Annotated in this window: 26 protein-coding genes; 12 read left to right on the top strand and 14 right to left on the bottom strand. The window is 48.8% G+C overall.

What is annotated here, in order from left to right:
* Window positions 1–6: 6 nt before the first annotated feature.
* The 3 genes from minC to minE are packed head-to-tail and all read left to right on the top strand — an operon-like array spanning window position 7 to window position 1771.
* On the top strand, window positions 7–669 hold the full coding sequence (minC, locus tag D6M16_RS07565; protein ID WP_120511272.1) for a septum site-determining protein MinC: 663 nt from the start codon (window positions 7–9) through the stop codon (window positions 667–669).
* Between the two features lie 21 nt (window positions 670–690).
* Entirely contained in the window at window positions 691–1503 is an 813-nt protein-coding gene (minD, locus tag D6M16_RS07570; RefSeq protein WP_120511273.1) for a septum site-determining protein MinD, read from the top strand.
* 7 nt (window positions 1504–1510) lie between these two features.
* A complete protein-coding gene (gene minE / locus D6M16_RS07575) occupies window positions 1511–1771 on the top strand; it encodes a cell division topological specificity factor MinE (protein ID WP_027253478.1) in 261 nt (86 codons plus the stop codon).
* A 61-nt stretch (window positions 1772–1832) separates the two neighbouring features.
* Here the strand turns inward: minE and rnd are convergent, their stop codons facing one another.
* The 7 genes from rnd to D6M16_RS07610 form a co-directional block, all read right to left on the bottom strand.
* Window positions 1833–2954 (bottom strand): ribonuclease D, encoded by a 1122-nt coding sequence (gene rnd / locus D6M16_RS07580; RefSeq protein ID WP_120511274.1) that lies wholly within the window; start codon window positions 2952–2954, stop codon window positions 1833–1835.
* A gap of 155 nt (window positions 2955–3109) precedes the next feature.
* Window positions 3110–4807, bottom strand: a complete 1698-nt coding sequence (gene fadD / locus D6M16_RS07585; RefSeq protein ID WP_120511913.1) for a long-chain-fatty-acid--CoA ligase FadD — start codon at window positions 4805–4807, stop codon at window positions 3110–3112.
* 119 nt (window positions 4808–4926) lie between these two features.
* Window positions 4927–5844 (bottom strand): alpha/beta fold hydrolase, encoded by a 918-nt coding sequence (locus D6M16_RS07590; protein WP_240435545.1) that lies wholly within the window; start codon window positions 5842–5844, stop codon window positions 4927–4929.
* A 38-nt stretch (window positions 5845–5882) separates the two neighbouring features.
* On the bottom strand, window positions 5883–6434 hold the full coding sequence (locus D6M16_RS07595) for a Slp family lipoprotein (RefSeq protein ID WP_240435546.1): 552 nt from the start codon (window positions 6432–6434) through the stop codon (window positions 5883–5885).
* A 57-nt stretch (window positions 6435–6491) separates the two neighbouring features.
* A complete protein-coding gene (locus D6M16_RS07600) occupies window positions 6492–6788 on the bottom strand; it encodes a chromosome partitioning protein ParA (RefSeq protein WP_120511276.1) in 297 nt (98 codons plus the stop codon).
* A 35-nt stretch (window positions 6789–6823) separates the two neighbouring features.
* Complete coding sequence (gene tsaB / locus D6M16_RS07605) at window positions 6824–7528, bottom strand: tRNA (adenosine(37)-N6)-threonylcarbamoyltransferase complex dimerization subunit type 1 TsaB (RefSeq protein ID WP_120511277.1); 705 nt, start codon at window positions 7526–7528, stop codon at window positions 6824–6826.
* On the bottom strand, window positions 7529–9481 hold the full coding sequence (locus tag D6M16_RS07610; protein ID WP_120511278.1) for a DNA repair helicase YoaA: 1953 nt from the start codon (window positions 9479–9481) through the stop codon (window positions 7529–7531).
* Window positions 9482–9670: 189 nt separating this feature from the next.
* Here D6M16_RS07610 and purU point away from each other — a divergent pair, with 189 nt between their 5' ends.
* Window positions 9671–10504 carry a formyltetrahydrofolate deformylase gene (gene purU / locus D6M16_RS07615; RefSeq protein WP_027253486.1) on the top strand — a complete coding sequence of 278 codons (834 nt, stop codon included), beginning with the start codon at window positions 9671–9673 and terminating at the stop codon, window positions 10502–10504.
* Between the two features lie 53 nt (window positions 10505–10557).
* Here purU and D6M16_RS07620 read toward each other — a convergent pair whose 3' ends face one another.
* Window positions 10558–11139, bottom strand: a complete 582-nt coding sequence (locus tag D6M16_RS07620) for a VOC family protein (RefSeq protein ID WP_120511279.1) — start codon at window positions 11137–11139, stop codon at window positions 10558–10560.
* A gap of 394 nt (window positions 11140–11533) precedes the next feature.
* Here D6M16_RS07620 and argS point away from each other — a divergent pair, with 394 nt between their 5' ends.
* Complete coding sequence (gene argS, locus D6M16_RS07625) at window positions 11534–13264, top strand: arginine--tRNA ligase (protein WP_120511280.1); 1731 nt, start codon at window positions 11534–11536, stop codon at window positions 13262–13264.
* Window positions 13265–13393: 129 nt separating this feature from the next.
* Window positions 13394–14446, top strand: coding sequence for a GGDEF domain-containing protein (locus tag D6M16_RS07630; RefSeq protein WP_120511281.1), 1053 nt, complete (start codon window positions 13394–13396; stop codon window positions 14444–14446).
* Window positions 14447–14451: 5 nt separating this feature from the next.
* Here D6M16_RS07630 and D6M16_RS07635 read toward each other — a convergent pair whose 3' ends face one another.
* Window positions 14452–15051, bottom strand: coding sequence for a DUF924 family protein (locus D6M16_RS07635; protein WP_120511282.1), 600 nt, complete (start codon window positions 15049–15051; stop codon window positions 14452–14454).
* A gap of 165 nt (window positions 15052–15216) precedes the next feature.
* Between D6M16_RS07635 and D6M16_RS07640 the strand changes: the two genes are divergently transcribed.
* Window positions 15217–15645, top strand: a complete 429-nt coding sequence (locus D6M16_RS07640; RefSeq protein ID WP_120511283.1) for an HIT domain-containing protein — start codon at window positions 15217–15219, stop codon at window positions 15643–15645.
* Window positions 15646–15761: 116 nt separating this feature from the next.
* Here the strand turns inward: D6M16_RS07640 and mepM are convergent, their stop codons facing one another.
* Together mepM and znuA are read right to left on the bottom strand one after the other, a co-directional pair.
* Window positions 15762–17123: a murein DD-endopeptidase MepM gene (gene mepM, locus D6M16_RS07645; RefSeq protein WP_120511284.1), complete on the bottom strand. Its 1362-nt coding sequence runs from the start codon at window positions 17121–17123 to the stop codon at window positions 15762–15764.
* Window positions 17124–17129: 6 nt separating this feature from the next.
* Entirely contained in the window at window positions 17130–18062 is a 933-nt protein-coding gene (gene znuA, locus D6M16_RS07650) for a zinc ABC transporter substrate-binding protein ZnuA (RefSeq protein ID WP_420812211.1), read from the bottom strand.
* A gap of 100 nt (window positions 18063–18162) precedes the next feature.
* Between znuA and znuC the strand changes: the two genes are divergently transcribed.
* The gene (gene znuC / locus D6M16_RS07655; RefSeq protein ID WP_120511916.1) at window positions 18163–18930 is read left to right on the top strand and encodes a zinc ABC transporter ATP-binding protein ZnuC; all 768 of its coding nucleotides are present in this window, start codon (window positions 18163–18165) and stop codon (window positions 18928–18930) included.
* Window positions 18923–19708, top strand: coding sequence for a zinc ABC transporter permease subunit ZnuB (gene znuB / locus D6M16_RS07660; RefSeq protein ID WP_120511285.1), 786 nt, complete (start codon window positions 18923–18925; stop codon window positions 19706–19708). The genes znuC and znuB overlap by 8 nt, the downstream gene beginning before the upstream one ends.
* Here the strand turns inward: znuB and D6M16_RS07665 are convergent, their stop codons facing one another.
* Both D6M16_RS07665 and D6M16_RS07670 read right to left on the bottom strand, forming a co-directional pair.
* Window positions 19709–20026, bottom strand: coding sequence for a VF_A0006 family four-cysteine protein (locus D6M16_RS07665; protein ID WP_120511286.1), 318 nt, complete (start codon window positions 20024–20026; stop codon window positions 19709–19711). It abuts the gene before it with no gap.
* A gap of 213 nt (window positions 20027–20239) precedes the next feature.
* On the bottom strand, window positions 20240–20887 hold the full coding sequence (locus D6M16_RS07670; protein ID WP_120511287.1) for a TfoX/Sxy family DNA transformation protein: 648 nt from the start codon (window positions 20885–20887) through the stop codon (window positions 20240–20242).
* A 289-nt stretch (window positions 20888–21176) separates the two neighbouring features.
* On the opposite strand from D6M16_RS07670, the gene D6M16_RS07675 reads away from it, so the two are divergent.
* The 3 genes from D6M16_RS07675 (at window position 21177) to D6M16_RS07685 (ending at window position 23907) form a co-directional block, all read left to right on the top strand.
* Entirely contained in the window at window positions 21177–21779 is a 603-nt protein-coding gene (locus tag D6M16_RS07675; RefSeq protein ID WP_120511288.1) for an LON peptidase substrate-binding domain-containing protein, read from the top strand.
* A 94-nt stretch (window positions 21780–21873) separates the two neighbouring features.
* Entirely contained in the window at window positions 21874–22797 is a 924-nt protein-coding gene (locus D6M16_RS07680) for an HDOD domain-containing protein (protein WP_120511289.1), read from the top strand.
* Between the two features lie 210 nt (window positions 22798–23007).
* On the top strand, window positions 23008–23907 hold the full coding sequence (locus tag D6M16_RS07685; RefSeq protein WP_120511290.1) for a LysO family transporter: 900 nt from the start codon (window positions 23008–23010) through the stop codon (window positions 23905–23907).
* 69 nt (window positions 23908–23976) lie between these two features.
* On the opposite strand, the gene ptsG is transcribed toward D6M16_RS07685, so the two are convergent.
* The gene (ptsG, locus tag D6M16_RS07690; protein ID WP_120511291.1) at window positions 23977–25407 is read right to left on the bottom strand and encodes a PTS glucose transporter subunit IIBC; all 1431 of its coding nucleotides are present in this window, start codon (window positions 25405–25407) and stop codon (window positions 23977–23979) included.
* Window positions 25408–25554 lie beyond the last annotated feature (147 nt).

A 25554-nucleotide genomic window follows, 5' to 3' on the forward strand; every position in this document is an offset into this window, starting at 1 on the left:
TAAGCCATGACAAAAACGGCAGAACTAAAAGGGGGCAGTTACACGCTCTCATCTTTACACTTGGCTGACGGCGGCTTAGAACAGGCAATCAGTTTCCTGAAGGACAAAGTGGAGCAAGCACCGGCATTCTTTGCCCATGCGCCGCTGGTGATTGATGTCAGTCAGGCTGGCAGAGCACTTGATTTCGAACAACTTCGGAAAGGCATTCAGGATGCGGGTATGATCCCTGTAGGGATCAGTGGCTGCAAGCCATCTCACCAGCAGGCACAGGCAAAATCAGCCGGCTTTGCCATCATGAATGCGGCCAAGCAGGCCAGAGCCACCAGTCCGGTCATGGAGCCTGCAAAAGTGATTCGTACCCCGGTTAGATCGGGGCAGCAGATTTATGCAAAAAATTGCGATCTAGTCGTATTGAATCATGTCAGTGCAGGTGCTGAAATTATTGCTGATGGATGTATCCATATTTATGGGTGTTTGCGTGGTAGGGCGATTGCCGGCGCCAGCGGCGAAACTCATGCTCAGATTTTCTGCCATAATTTACAGTCGGAGTTGATATCTATTGCTGGTAATTATTGGCTAAGCGACAAAATTGAAGACGCTTTTTGGGGAAAAAGTGTCGCTATCTCTCTGACTGACAACAATTTAAATATAGAGCATCTGGCTGTATAACTTTGAAAAGGAATAATACAGATGGCACGAATTATCGTGGTGACCTCAGGTAAAGGTGGGGTTGGTAAAACGACCTCCAGTGCGGCCATTGCGTCCGGCCTGGCCTTAAAAGGTAAAAAAACGGCCGTCATTGATTTTGATATCGGCCTGCGGAATCTGGACCTGATTATGGGCTGTGAACGCCGCGTTGTTTATGATTTCGTTAATGTTATCAATGGCGAGGCCAAACTTAATCAGGCGTTGATTAAAGACAAGCGTGTCGACAACCTGTTCGTGTTGCCGGCTTCACAAACCAGAGACAAAGATGCCCTGAGTAAAGAAGGGGTCGAAAAAGTCTTGTCTGAATTAGATGCACTGGGTTTCGACTTTATCATCTGTGACTCACCGGCGGGCATAGAGACAGGCGCTCTGATGGCTTTATACTTTGCCGATGAAGCCATAGTCACCACCAATCCTGAAGTGGCCTCTGTACGTGATTCAGACCGTATTCTTGGCATTCTCGATTCTAAATCCCGTCGAGCCGAAAACAGTGAATCGCCGGTTAAACAACATTTATTGCTGACTCGCTATAACCCTTCACGTGTAGTTCATGGAGATATGCTCAGTGTTGCAGATGTTGAAGAAATTCTGCACATTCCACTGCTGGGCGTCATACCTGAAAGCCAGTCTGTTCTGAATGCATCAAACAAAGGTGAACCCGTTATCCTTGACGACGATTCAGATGCAGGTCAGGCATACCAGGACACTGTTGCACGCTTACTGGGTGAAGACCGCCCATTCCGATTCTTAGAGGAAGAGAAAAAAGGCTTCCTGAAACGCATATTTGGAGGCTAACCACACTATGGCTTTGCTAGAGTTCTTCCGCCCCAAAAAACAGTCGACCGCGAGTGTGGCGAAAGAAAGGCTGCAGATCATTGTTGCTGAACGTCGCTCCGCGAGTATGGGTAATCCGAGTTATCTGCCCCAGCTCAAACAGGATATTCTGGAGGTTATACGCCGTTACGTCGATGTCTCTCCTGAGCATGTGACGGTACACCTCGATCAGAAAGAAGAAGACCTGTCGGTACTGGAACTCAATGTCACCCTGCCCGATGAAAAATAAAAAAATCCCCGGTTCGCCGGGGATTTTTTCAAATGCTGATTTAATTTTTACCGTATCAGCTTTAAGCCTGAACCAGAGGCAAGACCCGATGAGCAAACAGTGCTCTTCGCCAGCCAGACAAGATTTCAGGCAGCTGATCTTCTGGACAGCCCTTCTTCCATGCCCAACTCAGCAACTGATTAATTTGCTTCTTCGAGGCAAGAAACTCAGTCGCCAGCCCTGTTTCTTTCGCCACGGCATTCACTTCATCTTTAATGCGTTTGACCATTTGTTTGTAACCGGGCATTTCCATCAGACGGAATAGTGGCTGCGGATAATCCAGCTGGCTCATTTTTTCAACGTCTTTCACAATGGAAATTAAACGGTTGCCATGTCTTTGAATCTCGCGCTCATCAAATCCTTCCTGAGCCATCACCGCTTTTGAAGTGATCTCATAACGGGCAATTTTCCAAAGATGCAGCTCTTTCAGCACAAAGTTAAGCGCCAAATCTCGCTTTCTCGCTTCCTGAAGACGCCAGGAAGCCAGCTTCTGTAAGATAGCCAATTGTTTAGGAGATAGCTGCCAGGCATTCTTTATGTCTGTGTAAACTTGCTCCGGATCAGGAACACGGCTGCGTTTCACCAGCATGGTTGCGCATTCCTGACGCAGGGCATCCATCCACCCTTTCGCTTCCACTTTTGCCAGAAGCTGCTGATAGAGAGGCAGCAGGTAAAAAACATCTGCGGCGGCATAATCGAGTTGCTTATCACTCAGGGGACGAGCAAGCCAGTTCGTTCTGGCTTCGCCTTTTTCCAGTTCAATACCCAGATATTCCTGCACTAAGGCACCAAAGCCCGTGGACAAGCCATGACCTATAAAGGCCGCCATGATTTGAGTATCCAGCATAGGTGATGGCATGCAACCGGCAACAGACTGGAACACCTCCAGATCTTCACCGCAGGCATGCAGCACTTTCACGACATCAGGGTCCTTCAGTAACGCCCATAACGGCGACATGTCTGTCAGCTTGAGGGGATCAATCAAAGATAAAAGTTCGCCGTCATAAAGCTGGATCAGCCCCAACTGAGCAAACAGGGTCCGGGTACGAACAAATTCGGTATCCAACATTACCGCCTGTTGTTGACTTGCCTGCTGGCAAACCTCAGCCAGTCTGTCATTCGTGGTTATAATCTCAAATTTCAAAACTCACCTTTTTCAACATAACAAGCAGATACCAGCCTGTTTTTCTTTGTGTCTTAACGCCATTTTCTGATGAATACTGACAGCTGGCACAAAACAAAGTGCCGGCTATTTAAGCCGGCACTGAACTTGAAACAAGTTTATCCTAAATTTCAGGATTATGCTTGTGCTGTCTCTTTTTGCGCTACCTTATCTGACTCTTCACGCAGTGCCCGGCGCAGAATTTTACCGACATTGGTTTTGGGCAGTTCATCTCTGAACTCCACCACTTTAGGCACTTTATAACCGGTCAGGTATTGACGGCAATGCGACAACAATTCTTCACGGGTCAGGCTGGGATCACGTTTCACTACACAAACCTTGACCACTTCACCCGAGGCTTCATCCGGCTGGCCGATTGCCGCCACTTCCAGCACTTTGCTGTGCAGGGCGACGACATCTTCAACTTCATTAGGATAAACGTTAAAGCCGGAGACCAGGATCATATCTTTCTTGCGGTCAACGATATGCAAGAAACCGTCTTCGTCAAAGCGCACAATATCGCCTGTCGATAACCAACCGTCTTCTGTCAGCACCTCACGCGTGGCTTCAGGACGCTGCCAGTAACCTTTCATGACCTGAGGGCCCTTGACCTGCAGTTCGCCGGTTTGATCAATCGCCAGAACGTTACCTTCTTCATCCACAATACGAATATCTGTCGAAGACACAGGCAAACCGATTGAACCATTGTATTGAGTCAGATTATGCGGATAAGCGGCCACCAGCGGTGAACACTCAGTCAGACCATAACCTTCCAGCAAATAGTTCTTGGTCGTTGCTAACCATTTCTCCGCAACGGCACGCTGTACAGCCATACCGCCACCTACAGACAGGTGCAGACGACTGAAGTCCAGTTCCAGAAAATCTTCATTATTGAGCAGCGCATTGAACAGTGTGTTAACGCCAGTCAGCGCAGTGAACGGATAACGCTTCAATTCTTTGACGAAAGCTGGAATATCTCTGGGGTTGGTAATCAGCAGATTCTGGCCACCCATTTCAATGAACAGCAAACAGTTCACCGTCAGAGCAAAAACGTGATACAGCGGAAGCGCTGTTACTACCAATTCACGGCCATCATGCAAAATGGGTCCGTAGGCCGCTTTCGCCTGCAGCACATTGGCAATCATATTTCTGTGCGTCAGCACTGCACCTTTCGCTACGCCAGTTGTCCCTCCGGTGTATTGCAGAAATGCGATATCCTCTCCTGAAATGAAAGGTTTCACGTATTGCATTCTGCGCCCGCGCTTCAGGGAATGATTCAGTGAGGTGGCATGCGGCAAGTGGTATTTAGGAACCATCTTTTTAATGTGCTTCACCACAAAATTAACCAGCGTGCCTTTTGGCCGGGAAAGCTGATCCCCCAGACTGGTTAAAATGACATGCCCGACGCTGGTTTTGTCGACGATTTTCTCCAGCGTATGGGCGAAGTTCGACACAATCACAATGGCTTTTGCACCAGAGTCATTCAGTTGATGCTCCAGTTCGCGTGGTGTATAGAGTGGGTTGACATTAACCACCACACAACCGGCACGAAGAATACCGAACAGCACGATAGGATACTGAAGCAGGTTTGGCATCATGACAGCCACCCGATCACCCTTTTCGAGTTTCAGGTCATTTTGCAGATAGGCCGCAAATGCACGGCTGCGTTCTTCCAGTTTTCTGAAAGTCATCACCTGGCCCATATTGATATAGGCCGTTTGATCGGAATATTTATGGATGGACTGTTCAAACAGTTCAACCAATGACGTGTAAGTATCAGGGTTGATTTCAGCCGGTACATCATCCGGATAGCGGTTAAGCCAAACCTTATCCACCATGCACTCTCCTTATATTTATTAGGGCTTCAAGCGCCAAAAATGGCTGTAGCGGGACATTCAAACACTTGTTCTATACAAGCATTACAGCACAATTAACATTGAATTAACACAACTGATTAGACCAGCTTATTGATTTTTGAGCTGAGCAGCAAAATCTGCTCACAGACAAGCTGCGGGCTATCAAGATGACAGTGATGACCACCGGGTATCACTACCTGTACGGCCCGTTTCAGCCATGACAAGCCAGCATCCGGTTCTTTCAGATAAGAAAAGCCTTTATCACCGATCACTGACAATACCGGACACTCAATGTGCCGCATCAGCGCCTTAACCTGCTCCTTTGTCATCCTGAACAACGAGTCGCAGCGCAATTTATCGTCGTGACGCCAGTACCAGTATTGGCCATCGGTATAGGTCGCTCGCTGGACCAGTGGTCTGAGCTGCTCGGGTGTTAATCCGTTAACCCGACAACGAACAGATAATGCGGCCTCAAACGAATCCAGTTTAAGTTCTGCAGGCTGGCGTTGCCTGCGCCTGATCCGGCTTTCAATCCCCTGACGCAACCTTTCAGGCACCAGCTCAGCTCTTTCATGGAGCGGCGCCAGCCCTTCGATCAGCACCAGTCCAGTGACCGATTCGGGAAAGGCACCAGCATAGGCTGCCGCAACCAGTGCGCCCAAAGAATGGCCAACCAGCATCAGGTTTTGAGATGACAGAGACTGTATGATCTGAGCCAGATCATCGACATAGTCCATGAAATAATAATAATTATCTGTTTGACGATGTGCAGACAGACCATGCCCGGGCCAGTCCAGAGCAACCAGATTAAACCTCGCAGCCAGTGGCTCAAACAGCACAGAAAAGCTGGCTGCGTTATCGTGCCATCCGTGCAGAAACAAAAGCGTCGGACGACCTCTGTCAGAGTCGCTTATTGGTATAAGCACACCCTGATTTATGCTTTCCCGGCAAGGAGAAAAAGACGTGATTACCGCCAGCTCAGTGTCAGCCAGCGGTAAACGGCTTTCATACATCATAGTCAGATTCGCTGTTCAATCAGGTAGGTAGTCTTTAACTAGGGGGTAACGCGATACTGGACATCCAGATTATCCGGCCTCAAACCATAGTGGATGTACTGGCAACGGATACCAAGACAACGGTAGTAGGCACTCACATCATCAACACGTATCTGCTCTTTGACTTGCCAGATCTGCTGGCCTTTTGCAAACACCACAGGATAGGTGTAATCGAAATCACCTATCTTACCCACTTCACTTCCTCGCAACTGGCCGGCAACGGTCACCAGTTTACCCTGAGCGTACTCGATGGGATCGGCAAAGCCATCGATATAAGCGATAAATCGTCCCTGGGGTGCCGCGTTCAGCTCAGGCTTACCTGATTTGTCTATGGGCAGGCTGGCAATTTCCAGCCGCGTGCGTGACGCTTCGTTAGCGACAGAGGCTATCACACCTCCCAGGCGAACCTCTTTACCCTGTACGCCCTGAGGGTCTTCAATCACTACGGTTAAATCAGTGACTGGTGTCTCGGTCGAAGTTTGCAAATTGTCTGGCAGCTGGCTGCAACCACTCAGTACCATCAAGGCAAGTGCCAATATAGATTTTTTCACCACAGGATCCTTTTCAAAAAGAGAAATTCGCGACTGATACTCTGCCGGCATCGAAGCTCAAACGTAAAAATCCACGCCTAACAAATGAGAGTATTCTTCCCGTTTAGCCTGGTGCAGCACGTCGAGATAAGCCGACAATGCCTGCTTATTTTTACCCTGCGGGCTGTCGTACTGCACTTTGGCCTGAACCTCTTCGATAAAAGCCTGATCCTTGATCGTTTCCGCTACCGCTTTAGCAATCACAGTCGGCTGAGAAACAGGTGTAGCGGTCTGCTCAGCCTTTCGCTGCTTATCGGTTCGCTTCGATCGTTGCGGCGCCTGCGTTGCTGTCGGTAAACGGGGTATGTTGACCATATTGACCTGTGTGTCTTGTTAGCTGTGATTAACCATTATTCACGGCCGGGCAATTTTTTCCATGTCACTTCATCGCGCAGATAGACAGGGCTGGCATGTTCAGCGTCTACGGCTTCACCACGCTGCAGAGCAAATTGTGCCAGCCATGCCATATCCTGAGCTTCAGGGTAAAGCACTGTGCTGGCTTGTTTTTCGACAGCCAACGCCTGTAATTGTTCCTGATAGGTTTGCCAGCCGGTTCCAGCTGTAAACCAGCAGGTATCCGGTACAGCAATCAAACGCTCTGATACCTGCTCAGGATGCAGTACGGCTTCCTCACCCAGTACCAACCAGTCACCATCTTGCTGACGCTGATATTGTCCCCAGTAAATTTCGCCCATACGCGCATCAATCGCCGCCAGGGTATGACAGGCCTGATGCAAACGGTAACTTCCCTGGGACATGGCAGCCAGTGTAGACACACCGACCATGGGCAAACCGGCACCAAATGCCAGTCCCTGAGCAATACCAATGCCAATCCGCACACCGGTAAAGCTTCCAGGGCCACGACCAAACGCCAGCGCATCTAACTGGGTTAAACGCAAATCCGCTTCGGCGAGGACTTCATCAACCATAGGCAAAATTTTGGTGGTGTGTTCACGCGGCGCAAATTCGCAACGCGCAATCACTTCACTGCCCACTAAAAGCGCAACAGAACAATTTTCAGTCGCGGTATCAACCGCTAAAATCTTACTGCTCATTCAAGCCTCTGAATGCTGGCTGTCTGCTGCATCCTGCTCGGCGTGCAATCCAGACAGAAATTGTCCGACACCGTCAACATCCCGCGTGCGGGGGATCGGCGGCAGACTTCTCAAAAATACAGCGCCATAAGGGCGCGTGACCAAACGATTGTCGCAGATAACCAGCACACCTTTATCCTGCTGGTCTCGAATTAACCGTCCTACCCCCTGCTTGAGGGTAATGACCGCATCCGGTATCTGAACTTGCGCGAAGGGGTCCCCGCCACGCAGACGACAATCTTCTATCCGCGCCTTCAATAACGGGTCATCCGGCGCGGTAAAGGGAAGTTTGTCGATAATAACACAGCTCAGCGCCTGCCCTCTAACATCAATACCTTCCCAGAACGCACCTGTTGCAATAAGCAGCGCATTTCCCAATTCCAGATATTCTGAAAGCAGTTTTTGCTTACTGGTTTCTCCTTGAACCAGTACAGGCAAATCGAGGCAGGCGCGAAACCCTTCTGCAAGATCCCGTACCATCTGGTGTGAGGTACAAAGGAAAAAGCACCGCCCCTGATTGGCCTCAATCACAGGCGCCATCAGAGTTACCAATTTGGCCGCCAGCCCGTGACTGTTGGGCTCAGGTAAAAAGCGAGGAACACAGAGCAACGCCTGCTGCTGATAATCAAACGGGCTGGTCAGCGACATCTGCTCCGCAGGCTGCAGCCCTAAGCGATGGCTGAAATGACTGAAATCTTCATCAACGGCCAGTGTCGCTGAGGTAAATATCCAGGCGCCTTTTTGCTTTTCTATCTGCTCATGAAACTTTTCTGCGACCGACAACGGCGTAATATGCAAAGTAAAATGGCGGGGGGTACACTCATACCAATAGGAATAGCCGGTGATAGAGGTATCGCACAGACGTGTCAGCCTGGCTTTAAGCAAGGTGGCTCGCTCAAAGGCAGCGTCCAGCAGCTCACTGCGCCCAAGTGCCAGTTTGAGCACGTCATGCGCCAGATCCAGCGCATCATTCAGCCGCGTCAGCTCACGTTGAATGGCCGGGCTGTTCACCGCTTCACGCCAGTTGCCGCGATAGCCGGGTTCTCCCATCACCAAACGCATATCAGCCGCGGCCTGACTCAGCCTGTCAGCGGTTTTTTCCAGCTGACGCATATCCCGCGCTTCAGTGCGATAGCCAATGGTAATGTCTTTGGCCAGATCCTGCACTTGCCGGCTCGACAGACTTTGACCGAAATACTGACTGGCGATATCAGGGATCTGATGGGCTTCATCAAAAATAAACACATCGGCTTCCGGGATCAGCTCGCCAAAGCCTGTCTCTTTGATCGCCAGATCCGCCATAAACAAATGGTGGTTAACGACCACCACATCCGCATCCATGGCTTTTCGCCGCGCTTTCACCACAAAGCAGTCTTCAAAAGACGGGCACTCACGCCCCAGGCAGTTATCGTTGGTGGAAGTAATAGTCGGGATCACCGGGCTGTCTTCCGCAATGGAATCACATTCGCTGATATCACCGGTTTTAGTGGCTGAAGACCAGCTGCGAATCGTCACCAGCTGGCTCAGCATGCCCTGATCAACAAACCCACCGTGGCTTTCAGTAATCTGACGGCTGAGCCTGTCCAGACAGAGATAATTTGAGCGCCCTTTCAGTAATGCCACTTTGCCTGTATAGCCCAGCGCCTGTGTCATCAAAGGTAAATCCCGGTAGAAAAGCTGTTCCTGCAGGTTTTTCGAGCCGGTGCTGATAATGGTTTTATGGCCCTTAATCAAGGCTGGCACCAGATACGCAAAGGTTTTGCCTGTGCCTGTACCCGCTTCTACCACAAGTTGCTGCTGGTGTTTAATTGCCCGCCCGACCGCTTCTGCCATATCAATCTGAGGCTGACGTGCCTGAAAACCAGGTATCGCCTTTTCCAATGCACCGCCGGGTTGAAAGAATTTTGCAATCATGAGCGCCAATCTATTGGTTATTTATCCAGTATCTTTCGAGATTATGCCAAGATTGCCCCGTAACAGCCAGCAGCAGTTGCCCGCAAAAATTATTGAGTCAGATCACAAAACCTTTTGACGTCGAAATCAAAGCCATGTAAATAATTAATGACACAACTAATACATATATGCACGCAACATAAGGACACCATGGAAAAGAAAACCCTGCTCACCGATTGCCCGGATGCCATGGGATTGATTTCTAAGATCACCAACATCTGTTACAAACATCAACTCAACATTATCCATAACAAAGAATTCGTCGATCACCGCCATCGGCAGTTCTTTATGCGCACTGAGCTGGAAGGCGTGTTTAATGATGAGACTTTTCTGTTTGATCTGGATCGCGCCCTGCCAGAAGGCAGCCATCGTCGCCTGGTGAGTTCTGCCCGCAAGAAAGTCGTGATTATGGTGACCAAAGAAGCTCACTGCCTGGGAGATATCCTGGTCAAAGCCTATGACGGTACACTGGATATTGAGATTGCCGCTGTCGTTGGCAACTACGACAAACTGGCTGGCCTGGTTGAAAAGTTTGACATCCCTTTTCACCATGTCTGCCATGAAGGTTTAAGCCGTGAAGAGCATGAAGCCAAATTACTGGACTGTGTAAACCAGTATTCTCCCGATTATGTGGTGCTGGCAAAATACATGCGTATTCTTACGCCTGGTTTTGTGGCTCAGTTTCCGCACCGAATTATCAATATTCATCACAGTTTCCTTCCTGCTTTCATTGGTGCTAAACCTTACTTGCAAGCCTATGAGCGCGGGGTGAAAATCATTGGTGCCACAGCCCATTTTGTCACCAATGATTTGGATGAAGGGCCAATCATTACCCAGAACGTCATTCCGGTTGATCATAACTACAGTGCAGAAGATATGGCCCGCTCAGGCCGTGATGTCGAAAAATCTGTTCTGAGCAAGGCACTCAGCCTGGTAGTAGAAGATAAAGTATTTGTTTACGGTAATCGTACCGTGGTGTTGTAAACCTGTGGCGGAAAAGTGTTCCTCACTTCTCCGCCCTGGCTTTATGGCTCAGATCAGCCTTCACTCTCGATAACAGCTTTCAGTGAACACGGATGCAGCTTAATGCATACGCCGTCTTTCTTAAAAGCAAAGGTCGGGTTAGCCAACCGCTCTTTCTCTCCTGCCGGTGAGCTGGCTTTCACTTCAATACCGGCTTGCTTCAGGTTGTCCCAGTCCAATCCGGGAAAACGCGCATCCAGAGCCATTTTTAATTCCTCTGTGGTTGACGCCTGACAAGGCACGACAAACTCAACATGCTCCCACCCCTGAACCGGGTATGTTTTATCGCCCGGATAAGGCAGTTCAAGTGCTTCAATCTGCCATTGACCCGCTTGCACAGGCTGATGAAAACCAATCACAACAATAGGCCGGCCATTGATCACATTGGTTGACCACTCTTCACCGTGTGCCAGCCATGCCTGATGCAATGCCGTCGCTAACGCCGTACTATTAACGCGCAGGGCAATGTGATCGGCCTGACAAGCTGAAAGATCCAACCCAAGCTGTTCAGCAAGCCTCTCAATTTTACCCATAAATTCAGGTAATTGTGCCAGCATCTGTTCCGGTTTAAGATTTGCCTGCTGTAAATCTTGCATGTGATTTCTCCTCACTGATCTCAGGCCGCCCATTATCCACAGAATCTTTGTCAGCAAAAGCCTGAGCAACAAGCCTTCAGCCTGCCATAGCCATGAGAAAAAATTCAGCTTCTATCGACTTTACACCTTGCCAACTGCCCCGTATTTATGGGTATTATTACAGCTAACTATTTTTAGTATCCATGCAGCCGCCTGTGCAGCCAGCAAGCTCCCGTCAGCACTACCCGGATGACCTTTTTCATAAAACATCAGACAGGGTTGTTTTCACCTTTTCTGGTGTATTGCTGACCACGCTTCCGACCGGTTCAGGTGTAAGACCAAACTGCATAGTTTATTGAATACCCAAGACTTTTGCCTGGCACCCAGGCTACAGACCGATTTAAAGGATAGACGTGTGAACATTCAAGCACTCATTAACGATAAAGTTTCCCAGGCGCTCGAAGCGGCCGGTGCCCCGGCAGGCAGCCCGGCAGCGGTTCGTCAGTCAGCCAAAGCACAGTTCGGTGATTATCAGGCCAACGGTGTAATGGGTGTAGCGAAAAAACTGGGAACTAACCCGCGCGAGTTTGCACAGAAAGTCATCGATCAACTCGATCTGGGCGATATCGCCGAGAAAGTCGAAATCGCCGGCCCAGGTTTCATTAACATCTTTCTGAATAAAACCTGGCTTGCCGAACAAGCAGAAGAAGCACTGACTGACGTGCGCCTGGGTGTAGCTACACAGGAAAAACAAAATATTGTTGTCGACTACTCTGCACCTAATGTCGCGAAAGAAATGCACGTTGGTCACCTGCGTTCCACCATCATTGGTGATGCTGTGGTACGTACGCTGGAATTTCTCGGTCACAATGTTATTCGTGCTAATCACATCGGTGACTGGGGCACCCAGTTTGGCATGCTGATTGCCAACCTGGAACGAGTGCAGCAAGAGTCTGGCGAGATCTCTATGGAGCTGGCCGATCTTGAAGCATTTTATCGTGAGTCGAAAAAGCTGTATGACGAAGATGAAGCCTTTGCAGAACGCGCCCGTAACTATGTAGTGAAACTGCAAAGTGGCGATCAATACTGTGCCGATATGTGGAAGAAACTGGTCGATGTGACCATGGAGCAGAACCAGTATAACTACGATCGTTTGAATGTGTCTCTGTCCCGCGACAACGTGATGGGCGAGTCCATGTACAATCACATGCTGGCAGACATAGTCGCCGATCTGAAAGCGAAAGGGCTGGCCGTTGAAGACGATGGCGCTCAGGTCGTTTTTCTGGATGAGTTCAAAAACAAAGATGGTGAGCCTATGGGGGTTATCATCCAGAAACGTGACGGTGGCTTCCTGTACACAACCACGGATATTGCCTGTGCGAAATACCGCTATGAGCATTTTAATGCAAACCGTGTACTTTATTTTATCGATTCACGTCAGCACCAACACCTGATGCAGGCATGGACTATTGTCCGCAAAGCTGGTTACATCCCTGACGATGTGTCGCTGGAGCACCACGCTTTCGGCATGATGCTGGGCAAAGACGGCCGTCCGTTCAAAACACGCTCTGGCGGTACCGTTCGCCTGGCTGATCTGCTGGATGAAGCGGAATCACGCGCTAAGGTCCTGATCGAAGAGAAAAACCCTGAGCTCGATACTGAAGAGAAAACCAAGATTGCATCGACCGTCGCTATGGCCGCTGTTAAGTATGCCGACCTGTCAAAACACCGTACTACAGATTACGTGTTCGACTGGGATAACATGCTGGCCTTCGAAGGTAATACCGCGCCTTACATGCAATACGCCTATACCCGTGTCATTTCTGTGTTTAAACGCGCAGGTCTGAACGAAAGTGAGCTGACGCACCCTGTCGTGATTAATGACGAGAAAGAGCAAGTGCTACTGTCAAAACTGCTGCAATTCGAAGAAGCTGTAGAAACAGTGGCCCGTGAAGGTCATCCACACGTTATGTGCAGCTACCTGTTTGAGCTGGCAGGTAATTTCTCAAGCTTCTACGAGGCCTGTCCAATTCTGAATGCCGATGAGCCCGTTAAGCAAAGCCGCCTGAAACTGGCGCTGCTGACAGCAAAAACCATCAAACAAGGACTGGATCTGTTGGGTATTGAAACACTGGAACGTATGTAATCTGGCAGAACATCACATTTATCTAATTAAGCAAAGCTAAACATAGACAGCCTTCTGGGGTATTCTTAGAAGGCTTTTTTGATACAAATTTTTGGGTACCGGCCTTTTTCTGTTACATGGAATGTTGCAATGAGCCTCAATGACTCACACGAAACCGACGACGGTATGACTGACGAATTTCTCACGTCAACTCAGACCTTACGTAAAGCCATTCCACTGATGATCAAACATAAAGTCCCCACGACACCGGTGAATTACGCACTGTGGTACAGCTATACCACGAATCAGAACCCTATTCTCACTCAGGCCATAGACCAGAGTTTAGCGCAATACGGCCATTGCCCTCCCAGCCTGAGTGATTCACTTTACCGAACCCATCTGGCCCATCACCCTGCCAGTGAACAAGGACAGATAAGCCATAGCCTGCAAGCCATCATGGATGAGCTTTGCCACACCATGAGCGGATCTCGAAAAGAAACGCAGGCATTCCATCAAGCGTTATCCCGGACCTGCCAGCGGCTGAGCCAGAAAGCCGATCAGGGGGTTAACGTGCATGAAGCCAATGATTTGGTACAAGAATTACTGGGTGAATCCAGACACATGCATCAATCCAGTACGCTTTTGAACCAGCAACTGGAAAACGCGAATAAAGAAATTGAGAATCTGAGAAAAGCCCTGAAAGACAGCCTCAAATGTGCCAACGAAGATCCCTTGACCGGACTGCTCAACCGCCGCGCCTTTCAGCAAGATCTCAGCAGTTGTATCCAGCACGGCACAGCTTTCAGTCTGATCTTGCTGGATATTGATAACTTTAAAACCTTCAATGATGAATTTGGCCATTTAATGGGCGATCGAGTACTCTGCTCTGTTGCCCGACACCTCCAGGTCTGGTGCGAGCAAGGTATGCAGGCCTATCGCTACGGCGGCGAAGAGTTCGTCATTATTTTACCAGGCGCCAACCTGCAACAAAGCAGAGACAAAGCTGAAAAATTACGTAAGACCCTCTCCGGCATTGCTGTGCAGGACAAACAATCGGGAAACACCGTTAGCTCTATCACAGCGTCATTTGGTATTGCCGAACAAACAGGAAAAGAAAACGGCCTGGCAGTGCTGGCCAGAGCCGATAAATATCTATTGCAGGCAAAAAACCTTGGCCGAAACCGGGTGCTGCCTGTTTTATAACCCGTTTACTGTCCATATCTCGGGGCTTGGTGCAGATAACTGATCTCATCCTGAGTCGATAATCTGCCACAAACAGCATTGCGGTGAGGAAACCGGCCAAAATTTTTAATGACCTGGAAATGGCTGACGGCGTACTGATAAAACTCGTCAAATTTAGCCTTGTGTCCTTCCATGACCTCCTGACGTAATTGATCAAAACGGAACACACTCTCTTCCTGATCTTCCAGTGCTTCTGAGTGCTCTAACGGCAAATAAAAGAACACTCTCTCAATAGGGGTCAACGCGCGATCAAAATTCTTCGCCAGCCCACGTTTGCATATTGCCTGCGCCAAAGAGTCATAGCGAAAAGCGGCCGCTAAACCCCGGTAGATATTACGACTGAACTGATCAAGCAAAATAATCAGCGCCAACGTGCCCTTAGGCGTTTCTGTCCATGCATTAAGCTCACCCTGACCAGCACGGCTGACCAGATCCCGAAAACGTTCCGTGATCTCACGATCTACCGCATCCCCGCCTTTAAACCACAGTGACTGCTTATCCTGTTCGGTGACTTCCCCTTTCAGGTTTCCGAACCAATAGGTAAGCACTTCCTCACACTCTGCCATGGTTTCCCCCTGCCTGTGTCATAACAATGACTCTGAGTTAGTTAAGCCGCTTCCGTGCTTATATGTTCTAGTTTATCCTAGGGCGAGCTTGCACGGTGCGATGGTTTTTTGTTGTGACCTGATAGCTGACTTGTGAAGCACTTAATAGAAAGAAGGAATATTTCCATGAGTTTCACCCTTCATCCGAGACTAAGCGCGGATACTCAGTTGATTGGCGATTTACCGCTTTGCCGTGTGCTACTGTCAAAAGAAGCCATTGGTCCTTGGTTGATTCTGGTCCCCAGATATGACGCACTGCGTGAAATTCATCATATGTCTGCCACGGATCAACAACAGTTGATGATAGAGTCCAGCTCAACAGCCCAACTGCTTGAGACCTATTTCAGCCCAGATAAAATCAATATTGGTGCCTTAGGCAATTTAGTACCTCAGCTTCATATCCATCATATCGCCCGTTTTACGACAGACATTGCCTGGCCAGGGCCAGTCTGGGGAAATACCGACGGCAGCCTGCGCAGCGAACAAGAGCGACAACAACTGGTTGAAAGGCTGAAATTACTATTTGGTCAGATAGACGGCTTTACGCCGGCATAGATAGCCCAGCCGAGCAGTCGATAGGTTAATGCATCCAGCACTGAACGCACGATAAGCCCGTCGCTGTAACACAGCCTTTAAAGCAAAAAAACGCATCGAATGATGCGTTTTTTTTGTCACCCCGGCATAACCGCCAGCAGGTTCTGTCTTTCCCGGTTCGCCAGTTTGCGATAATCGGTCCGGGTTTTATTGGGCACAGGTTCAGCCTGAGGCAGCGGTACCTTCATAGCGTTCACTGCACGTCCGTATTTCAGCAACTCATAATGAAGATGCGGACCGGTGGAACGTCCGGTATTACCGCTCAATGCGATTTTGTCGCCCATACGGACTTTCTGCCCGACTTTTACCAATATCTTACTCAGATGAAGGTAGCGGGTTGAGTATTCCCGGCCGTGTTTGATCATGATGAAATTACCCGCCAAAGCATGTTTTTGCGCTTTGACTACCACACCATCGCCTGTAGCCAGTACGGGCGTACCGACAGGCGTTGCGAAATCAGTTCCGTTATGTGGCGAGACTCTGCGTGTGATGGGATGCTTGCGATGAGGATCAAAGGATGAACTGATCCGAAAACGCTTCCGGGTCGGATACCGGCTCAGTGCCCGATTCAGGCTTCGACCATCCTCGTCATAGAACTCACCATCGTCATAGCGCATGGCAAACAGTTCCTGACCACGGTTCATATAGTACAGGGCCTTCACTTCACCCTGACCCACCGCTTTACCATCAATAAATTCGCGTTCAAGCGTAATGGCAAAGCGGTCGCCCTTACGTGCTTCTTTACCTAGATCAAACCGCCACTGCAGCGCTTTGACCAGCGTCTGAATTTGGGTTGGTGACAGACCGGCTGAACGGGCCGACTGATAGAAACTGCCGGAAACACGCCCTGTTAAACGTACAGGTTTAAATTCGCCGGTACGCTCCACTTCTTTATGCTCATAACCCTTTGAGGTCAGCGTATAAGTATCCGTCAGTTTCGCACTGCGTTCGATAGACAGCTCGCCGATCCGCCCTTCTTCATCCAGCGACCAGCCAATATTTTGTCCGACACGTAAAAACTGGATAGATTTATCTGCCTCGATCAGTTTGTACATGTCGGAAATAGGCAACGCATACTGAGTAAAGATTTCACCCAAGGTTTCGCCGGAAGACACTTTGTGGGAATGCGCAACATCAGTGGCCTGATCCAGCTGTTGTTCCAGCTCATCTTTGGGCACCTGGAAATCTGGGTCTTCTGGGTCAAGCACGACACCAAGCGGTTCACTGTTTTGTTCGGACAGTGACAGGATCTCTTCTTGCAGCAGCGGGACTTCACGCCGCTGCTCAGCATCGCTGCGCGAACCGTAAGAGGGGGAATGGACGACAGAAGGCTGCCACATAAGGGCAGCCGCAACGATAAGTGATGTAGAAGCAAGCGCAATTCGGTGTTGACGGGGGAGCTGATAAAACCGTCGGGCTGCAACCGTAAATATTTTCATTGTTATTTATTTAAGACATTCGGTAAAACTTCGTCCGAGTTCTTGCAGGAATCGAACATAACCTCCCTGGCCAGGGGCAATATCCGTTGCCATGGGATCCAGGGTTCCAATTTTGATGTCACTGCCATTTATGACACTGTTAATGACCGCAGGTGAGAACTGCGGTTCCCTGAAAATACAATTAACCTGTGATTTTTTTAGCGTATTGCGGATAGCGATCAAGGTTTTTGCGCCTGGACGGCGATCCGGTGAAACCGTAAAGTGTCCCAGATTATGTAAACCAAACGTTTCTTCAAAATAGCCATAGGCATCGTGAAAAACGTAGTACCCTTTATGACGCACAGGCTGAAGCTGCTCTTTCAGGTTCTGTACAGTATCATTAACACTGACAATGAACCGGGACAGGTTAGCCTCATATTGCGCACGATTCAACGGATCCTGTTCAATCAATGCAGCACTGATCACTTTTGCGACCTGAATTGCCTGTTCCGGCCCCAGCCAAAGGTGCGGGTCGATGCCATCATGATGGTGTTCGTGCCCTTCATGACCTTCATGACTATCGTGACCGCCATGACTTTCGTGACTGTCATGGTCTTCATGACCTTCATAATCCCGGAAAGAAATGGTCTCTTGTGAAGTCAGTGAAAGCGCATTTTCCTGCCCACTGAGTATCTTAGTCAGAAAGGATTCCAGTTCCGGGCCGACCCAAACCACCAGATCTGCGGCTTTCAGCTTTTCCACATCAGATGGACGTAAAGCATAGTCATGAGGGGAGCTGCCAGCAGGTAACAGGGTTTCGCTTTGGCCTGCACCCTCGACCAGTTCCTGCACGATCAGATTCACCGGATGTACAGTGGTCACAACATGCACATTGTTTGCCGAAACCGCAAAGGGTACCAACACCATTGCCGCAAAGTACCAGGCTCGAAAACGCAACATCTACCTACCCTAAAAATATTCAATGAAAAGAAGTTTGATAATGTTATAATATAACACCAACCGATAGCAACGAGATTCACACCCATTTATGGCCAGTATAATGTCCACCAAACCTTTGGTAGAACTTCAGAATGTGACTGTTACTGCTTCAGGCCGCCACATCCTTGATCAGGTTTCACTCCAGCTTGAACGAGGCCAGATCACGACGCTTATAGGTCCGAACGGGGCAGGCAAGTCCACGCTGGTGAAAGTCATAACCGGCTTGCGCAAGCCCACATCTGGCAAAGTCATTCGCTCACCTGGACTACGCATTGGCTACGTACCGCAAAAACTGCAGCTCAACGACACGCTGCCCCTTACCGTTGACCGTTTTATGGCCCTTGGCGGGCGATACAGCGCTCAGCAACGTCTGGATGCGCTGGCGCTGGCAAGCAGCGCACACCTGATACACAGTAACATGCACAGCTTGTCGGGCGGTGAAACGCAAAGAGTGCTTCTGTCTCGCGCACTTTTGCAAAACCCAGACTTGCTGGTACTTGATGAGCCGGTACAAGGCGTCGATGTCAATGGTCAGCTTGAACTCTACAGTTTAATTCAATCACTCAGAGATAAACTGAACTGCGCGATAATGATGGTTTCTCATGATCTTCATCTGGTTATGGCTAAAACCGATCATGTCATCTGCCTGCAGCACCATGTCTGCTGTTCAGGTGAACCGGAGTCGATTACCTGCCACCCTTCTTATGTGGCGCTCTTTGGCACACAGCAAAGTGAGCAGCTTGCTCTCTATCACCATCATCACAATCACGAACACGATCTGGGCGGTAGCCTGGTAGGTCCATGCCAGCACGGAAAACACAATGCTTGAATTTATGCTACCCGCCTTTGCCGCAGGCATTGGCATCGCTATGTTAGCCGGGCCTCTGGGCTCCTTTGTTGTCTGGCGTAAAATGGCCTACTTTGGCGATACACTGTCTCATGCCTCATTACTGGGCATAGCACTCGGCTTCTTGTTTAATATCAACCTCAACCTTGCTTTAGTCATCTGCTGTCTGACCCTGGCAGTCATTCTGGTCAGTTTACAAAAGCAACGTTATATCGCCACTGACACGTTACTGGGCATTCTCGCCCACAGTGCGCTGTCGTTAGGCTTAGTTGCCATCAGTTTCATGGATCATGTCCGCATCGATTTGATGGCTTATCTTTTTGGCGATTTGCTGGCGGTGACAACCAATGATCTGATATGGATTTATGCTGGCGGTGCCCTGGTCATGGGGGCTTTGATTGCATTATGGCGCCCGCTGCTGTCGATGACAGTCAATGAAGATCTTGCACAGGTTGAAGGGGTTAACGTCGATCTGATGCGCTTATTACTGATGTTGATGGTCGGCATGGTGATAGCAGTCGCAATGAAATTTGTCGGCGCACTGATTATCACATCGTTACTTATCATACCGGCAGCCACAGCGCGCCGCTTTGCGCAAAGTCCTGAAAGTATGGCAGTCATTGCCGCAGTGCTGGGCTGCATTGCTGTGGTGCTCGGTTTGTTACTGTCATGGCATTACGACACCCCGGCAGGCCCATCCGTGGTCGTCTCTGCTGCCTTGCTGTTCTTGCTGAGCCAGACAAAACGCTCAGAGGCCTGATCAGCGTAAGAAAGAGCGGTGTCTGTCCTGACAGGCCTGCTTGATACTTAATGTGGCTTCAAGCCTGCTCGATTTCGGCATGAATTCGAGCAGGCACTGGTAGTATTGTTTGTCTTTCTCTGTCAGCAGAATATTATCCAGATAAAGTTCACGACAGGCATTGGTCAGCCAGGTAATTGCCGCCGCCTCCTCAGCGGCAGAAACATACTCAAGTATGCAGTCATTATATTGTTCGCGCTGTTCAGCAAAACCCGCAGCCCATACAGGACTGCAACTGAGCCAGCAGGCCATATACCCAACCCTGATCAGGTCATTCATCTCTCACATCTTCACCGCAACTCAGGTTAACCCCATCTTCACTATTTAAAGATAGATGACACTGACAAAATAAAGACCCCGTCCTGCATCATTGCTGCGCTGAACATAATAAATCCGGGTGGTTTGCACACACCCGGATTTATTTTCTGCGAAAGACTTTACCACTAGCCTCAGGACTTAAGGCAATAACAAGTCCTTTTCATTAATTATCAATCAGATAAGATCACAAGGATGTTGCTCAATACCACGCGGAGGTTTGAAATGTTGCTTTTTCTGTTCGAGTTGCTGCAATAACACATTTTTATGCGACTCATTCAGCAATGTCCAATGGCAACCTTGGATGGCTCCTGCAAACATCCACAGCAGTTTCTGATCAACATTTTTCCCCTGCGTCTGTTTTACCTGCAGATACGCATCCACCGCTCCCATCTGATGAAAAACCTCTACATCATCAATACCGGATTTCTTCATCATCCTTTCGAGGGTCAAACGCAAGTTCGGAAGATCACGCAACCGCTTGTTACGGGATGCTCCTTTGACTGTTTTTTCCTGCAATGCTATCGCGATTGAGCTTTGAATAAGCTCATTACAAAGCGATAACCGGGACGAGTAAAGAGGTGAAATATCGTAATAATTCACGACTGCCACCGTACTGCGCTTCACATGTTTGAACTTGTGGCAGCCCAATTCGAGCAGTTGCTGATCCAGCTTCTCTCCTCCACGAATATAAAGCTTTTCATTCGACAGCAGAGCATACATGGCCCCCTGAACGAAGATACCTGTCCCGCCAAACATAGAACGCTGTTCATTCGGTACAAAGGTATCCAGGTAATTTATGAATGTTTCTTTTGTAATCGACATAACATAATTCCTAAATTTATTCTTCTTTGTCGATCTAAAACCAACGCCAACTATCATATGCAACGATGTCACACTGAAATTGCAAATTCCACATATGAAACAAAGTACAGATAAAAGTGAGATTCAGAGCAAATTATTAAGAAAAAATGAATGCAATTTCAGGCAATTAAAGTGTTATATCAATAAGGATTAATGGCGAATACTATGTCATTTTCCGCTACGGCAGATCGTTTTACACTGTGATAACGACTAAGGTTAAAAGAGTAAAGGGAGAAAGGACGAGAGAAATATGCCTGATATTGCCCTGTTTCCTTCTGCCAACCATGTGTTACCTGAAGGCAAACTGGAAATCACCATTGCAGAACAGCGTTACCAGCGAATGCTGAAAGAGTCGATTGAAGGACAACGTGACTTTGCATTATGCATGCGCAGTGAAGAAGAGGATGACGACGAAACCATTACCCGTATTCCCGCTATCGCAACCAAAGTCCGGGTGGTCGATTTTAACGCGTTAACTAATGGCTTGCTCAGCATTGTCGTTGAAGGTAAAACCAAAATACGGATTTTATCGGTAAGACATGAAAGTGATCGCCTGCTGATTGCTGACTACCTCCCATTCAGAGCATGGCCGCCAACACCTTTAACAGACAAACATCAGTGTTTAGTGGACAAACTGAAACTCTTTTTCGCCACTATGCCCGAAATCGGCGCCTTATATCCAATCAGTGAGTTCGATGACTTAAGTTGGGTATGTCAGCGCTGGATTGAATCACTTCCGCTCGAAGTTCACTATAAACAGCTATTAATTGCTCAGGATTCCCCCGCCCTCACTGCTCGTTTTTTACTCAAGCTACTCGATAATAACCAGTTATTTGATGACGATATCAACTAACCCTTACATTGTTCTCAAAAATCACCTGGTCTGGTGTACTCAACTCATCTGACCAAGATAAAATAAGCAAAATCTCATAGGTTAACGTTCCCTCATGCCGCATGTATCTTTTTTCTGGTTAAAACCTGAAAACGACAAAATTTTGACAGGCCTGCAATCAGAGTTTCACGCGTTAGTGAAGGACGCGATTAAAGAAAATCGTCTGAAGCTGCCGCCTATTCCTGACGTACTGACAGAACTGCAGACCTTGTGTAACAGAGACGACTCTACCGTTCGTGATGCAGCCACCATACTGCTTAACGACCCCGGTATGGCCGCAACAGTGATAAAAACCTCTAATACCATGATGTTTAATCGCCGTAATATTGTCTGCCATGATATTCAAACCGCTGTCAGCCGGCTTGGTATTTTCCGTGTCAGAGATATCATCACAGCAAAAACCGTCTTGGACATAAAGCTGCAAAGTAGCTTTGATATTGAATGCAAATCTCTGTTAATAAACAGCGCCAGCCGCTCGAAGCAACTGGCCGGTTCCATGGCATTAATTACCCAGAACCTGCTGCAATACCGTCCGGAGCTGAAAATTGAGCCTGAGAAAGCCCTGCTGGCCGGATTATTTGCCGACATTGGTTTATTCAGTCTGATATATGAATACCAAAGCTACCTTGATAGCGGGAATTTTCTGGATATCAATTTTGCCAAATACGTCTTCGAGCACTGCTGTAACAAATCCAGTCTGGATATCCTGAAACACTGGGGCTTCGATGAGGATTACCTTGAAGTTGCCTGTAATAAGCGTTTTTTTCCTGCTCACAAAAAAGAAGATGACATCACTTATCTGGATGTCGCCCGCATGGCTAATCATTTATTACTCTTTAAAAACAATGATGATGCCATCGACGAGCACGAGGTTGAACTGGACCTGGCTGGCGCAGAAGTCATGTTTACCCTGACCAATTTGCCCGATGACGAATTTAACAGCCAAATCAACCATGTGTTGCTCAGCAGTGGTTTTTAATCTGTCAGTAACCCCATGCCAGCCTGATCTCCTCCACTCCAGCGCTGTAGACACACAGCGCTCTATTGACCCTGCATTCAGCAGCCTGATAAGCTTCTGATTTCATTAACAGCCCATTGACAAAAATGGTTCATTGTCAGGACTGCAACAACCAAGCAGTATCTGGGTGTTTTTCTTCGCCAGAACAGGCAACGTATTGTAAGGATACTCATGTTTTCAGGAATGCTATTTATTTTCCTGCCACTTATCGTTGGCTACCTCATACCGGTCAGAAAAGACTCAGTGCTTCAGTTTATTAATGCGCAGACATCACGCCTGGTACTGGTGATTCTGTCGCTGATGGGGTTAAGCTTGGCCGGGCTGGACAACCTGGGCGAGAATCTCAGTCAGATCCTGTTATTCACAATCACTGTCTTCCTCTGTATCAGCGCTTCAAACCTGCTTGTACTGCCGCTGCTTGATAAACGCTATCCACTGAAAACAGAACATGGCCACCAGCAGCTTCCAAAAGCAAAAATGTTGCTGGAGTCAGCCAAGCTGATATTGGTCGTCGCCGCCGGGCTCGTCGTTGGACTGTTGCTGAATATGGATTTGAGCTGGGTTGACCAGGCAAGTGAAATCATTCTTTTACTCCTGCTGTTTTTAATCGGTATCCAGCTGCGTAACAGCGGCATGACGCTGCGGCAGATTCTGCTCAACAAGCAAGGTATGCTGATCGCTTTAGTGATTATTGCGACCTCTTTACCTGGCGGGCTACTCGCCGCCTGGCTGTTGGGTATTCCCCTGAATCACGGACTGGCAATGGCCTCAGGATTCGGCTGGTATTCGCTGGCAGGTATTTTGATGGGGGATGGTCTTGGACCTGTATACGGAGGAGCATCATTCTTAAATGAGCTGCTGAGGGAGCTGGTTGCGTTAACCATGATACCCGCCGTTATTTCACGCTTTCCCAACACTGCCATCGGTTATGCCGGCGCAACAGCAATGGACTTCACTTTACCCATTATCCAGAACTGCGGCGGCATTCGCTGTGTGCCGATTGCGATAGTCAGCGGATTTATTCTCAGCCTGTTGGTACCGGTACTAATGCTGTTTTTTCTGTCGCTTTAAACCTGAATGCAAAAAGCCTGGCGCAGGCCAGGCTTTGATTATGGTTTAAAAGGAAACCGTCACCGCAGATTAAGCGTGATTGCGAATCCACTCATCCATTTCTGTGCGCAAGTTGTCAGACTTAGTCCCGAAGATAGCCTGCACACCACCAGAGACCACAACCACACCGGCCGCACCCAGGCGTTTCAGTTTGTCCTGATCAACGATCTCGGTATCAGCCACGCTGACACGCAGACGTGTAATACAGGCATCCAGGTTAGTGATGTTAGCTTTGCCACCGAAGGCTTCAACCAGTTCACCGGCCAGCTCAGAACCCGTTGCTGTTTCAACATCTGCCGTTTCGTCTTCACGACCCGGTGTTTTCAGATTCAGGGCGCGGATAACAAAAGTGAATACCACGTAATACAGTACGGCATAACACAGTCCCAGAATGACCAGTGTCCACACGTTCTCAGCACGAGGCATCTGAACGATGAAGTCGATGAAACCGTTTGAGAAAGTATGGCCGTGTACAACCCCCAGCGCATTGGTCAGCACATATGCCAGACCCGCCAGCAAAGCGTGAATACCATACAGGATTGGCGCGATGAACAGGAATGAGAACTCAATAGGTTCTGTAATACCCGTCAGGAAAGATGTCAGGGCAGCAGATGCCATGATACCCATCACTTTGGCGCGGTTTTCAGGTTTAGCACAATGAGCGATAGCAAACGCTGCCGCTGGCAAACCAAACATTTTGAACAGGTAACCACCCGCAAGCTGGCCAAAACCGTTACCTGCGGCACGGGAAGCATCGTCAGCTGTCAGGAAACAAGTCATGATACCACGAGCTGCTTCACCGGAATTGGTCACACAAGAACCCGCTTCATAGAAGAATGGAACGTTCCAGATGTGGTGCAGGCCAAATGGGATCAGAGAACGCTCAACGACGCCATAGATACCGAACGCCAGTACAGGGTTCTGATTGGCAGCCCAGTCGGAGAATGTTGCAATCGCCGAACCAATTGGCGGCCAGATGAATGACAGCACAACACCCAGCGCAATTGACAGGAAACCTGTAATGATAGGCACGGCACGTTTGCCCGCGAAGAAACCCAGGTACTCAGGCAACTGAATCTTGAAAAAGCGGTTGAACGCCCAGGCCGCCACACTACCAGCCAGGATACCACCCAGCACACCGGTCTCGATTTTATCGACACCCATGACATCGGCCATCACCTTCAGGGTGGCAACCATGATACCGTAACCGACAATAGCAGACAGACCGGCTACACCGTCATTTTTCGTAAAGCCCAGTGCCACACCAACGGCAAACAGCAATGCCATCTGGCCAAATACTGAGCCACCAGCTTGTTCCATCAGGTGAGATACCACTTCAGGCAACCAACTAAAGTTAGCGGCCCCCACACCTAACAGAATACCCGCTACCGGCAGAACCGATACAGGCAGCATCAGCGCCTTACCGACCTTCTGCAGGTTAGCAAAAAAGTTCTTAAACATATTGTGCTCCTGAGTGAGATGTTTGTTTTGTTTCAGCGGTTTCCAGCGACCTACCCCCGTAGTCATAATGCTAGCACCGCTCATTTTTATTGTTCGGCATAAGTATAAAATGCGGCGCTAAATATAACGTGACATTAATCAATATTG

The organism is Photobacterium salinisoli (genome assembly GCF_003614885.1).
GTDB classification, from domain to species: domain Bacteria; phylum Pseudomonadota; class Gammaproteobacteria; order Enterobacterales; family Vibrionaceae; genus Photobacterium; species Photobacterium salinisoli.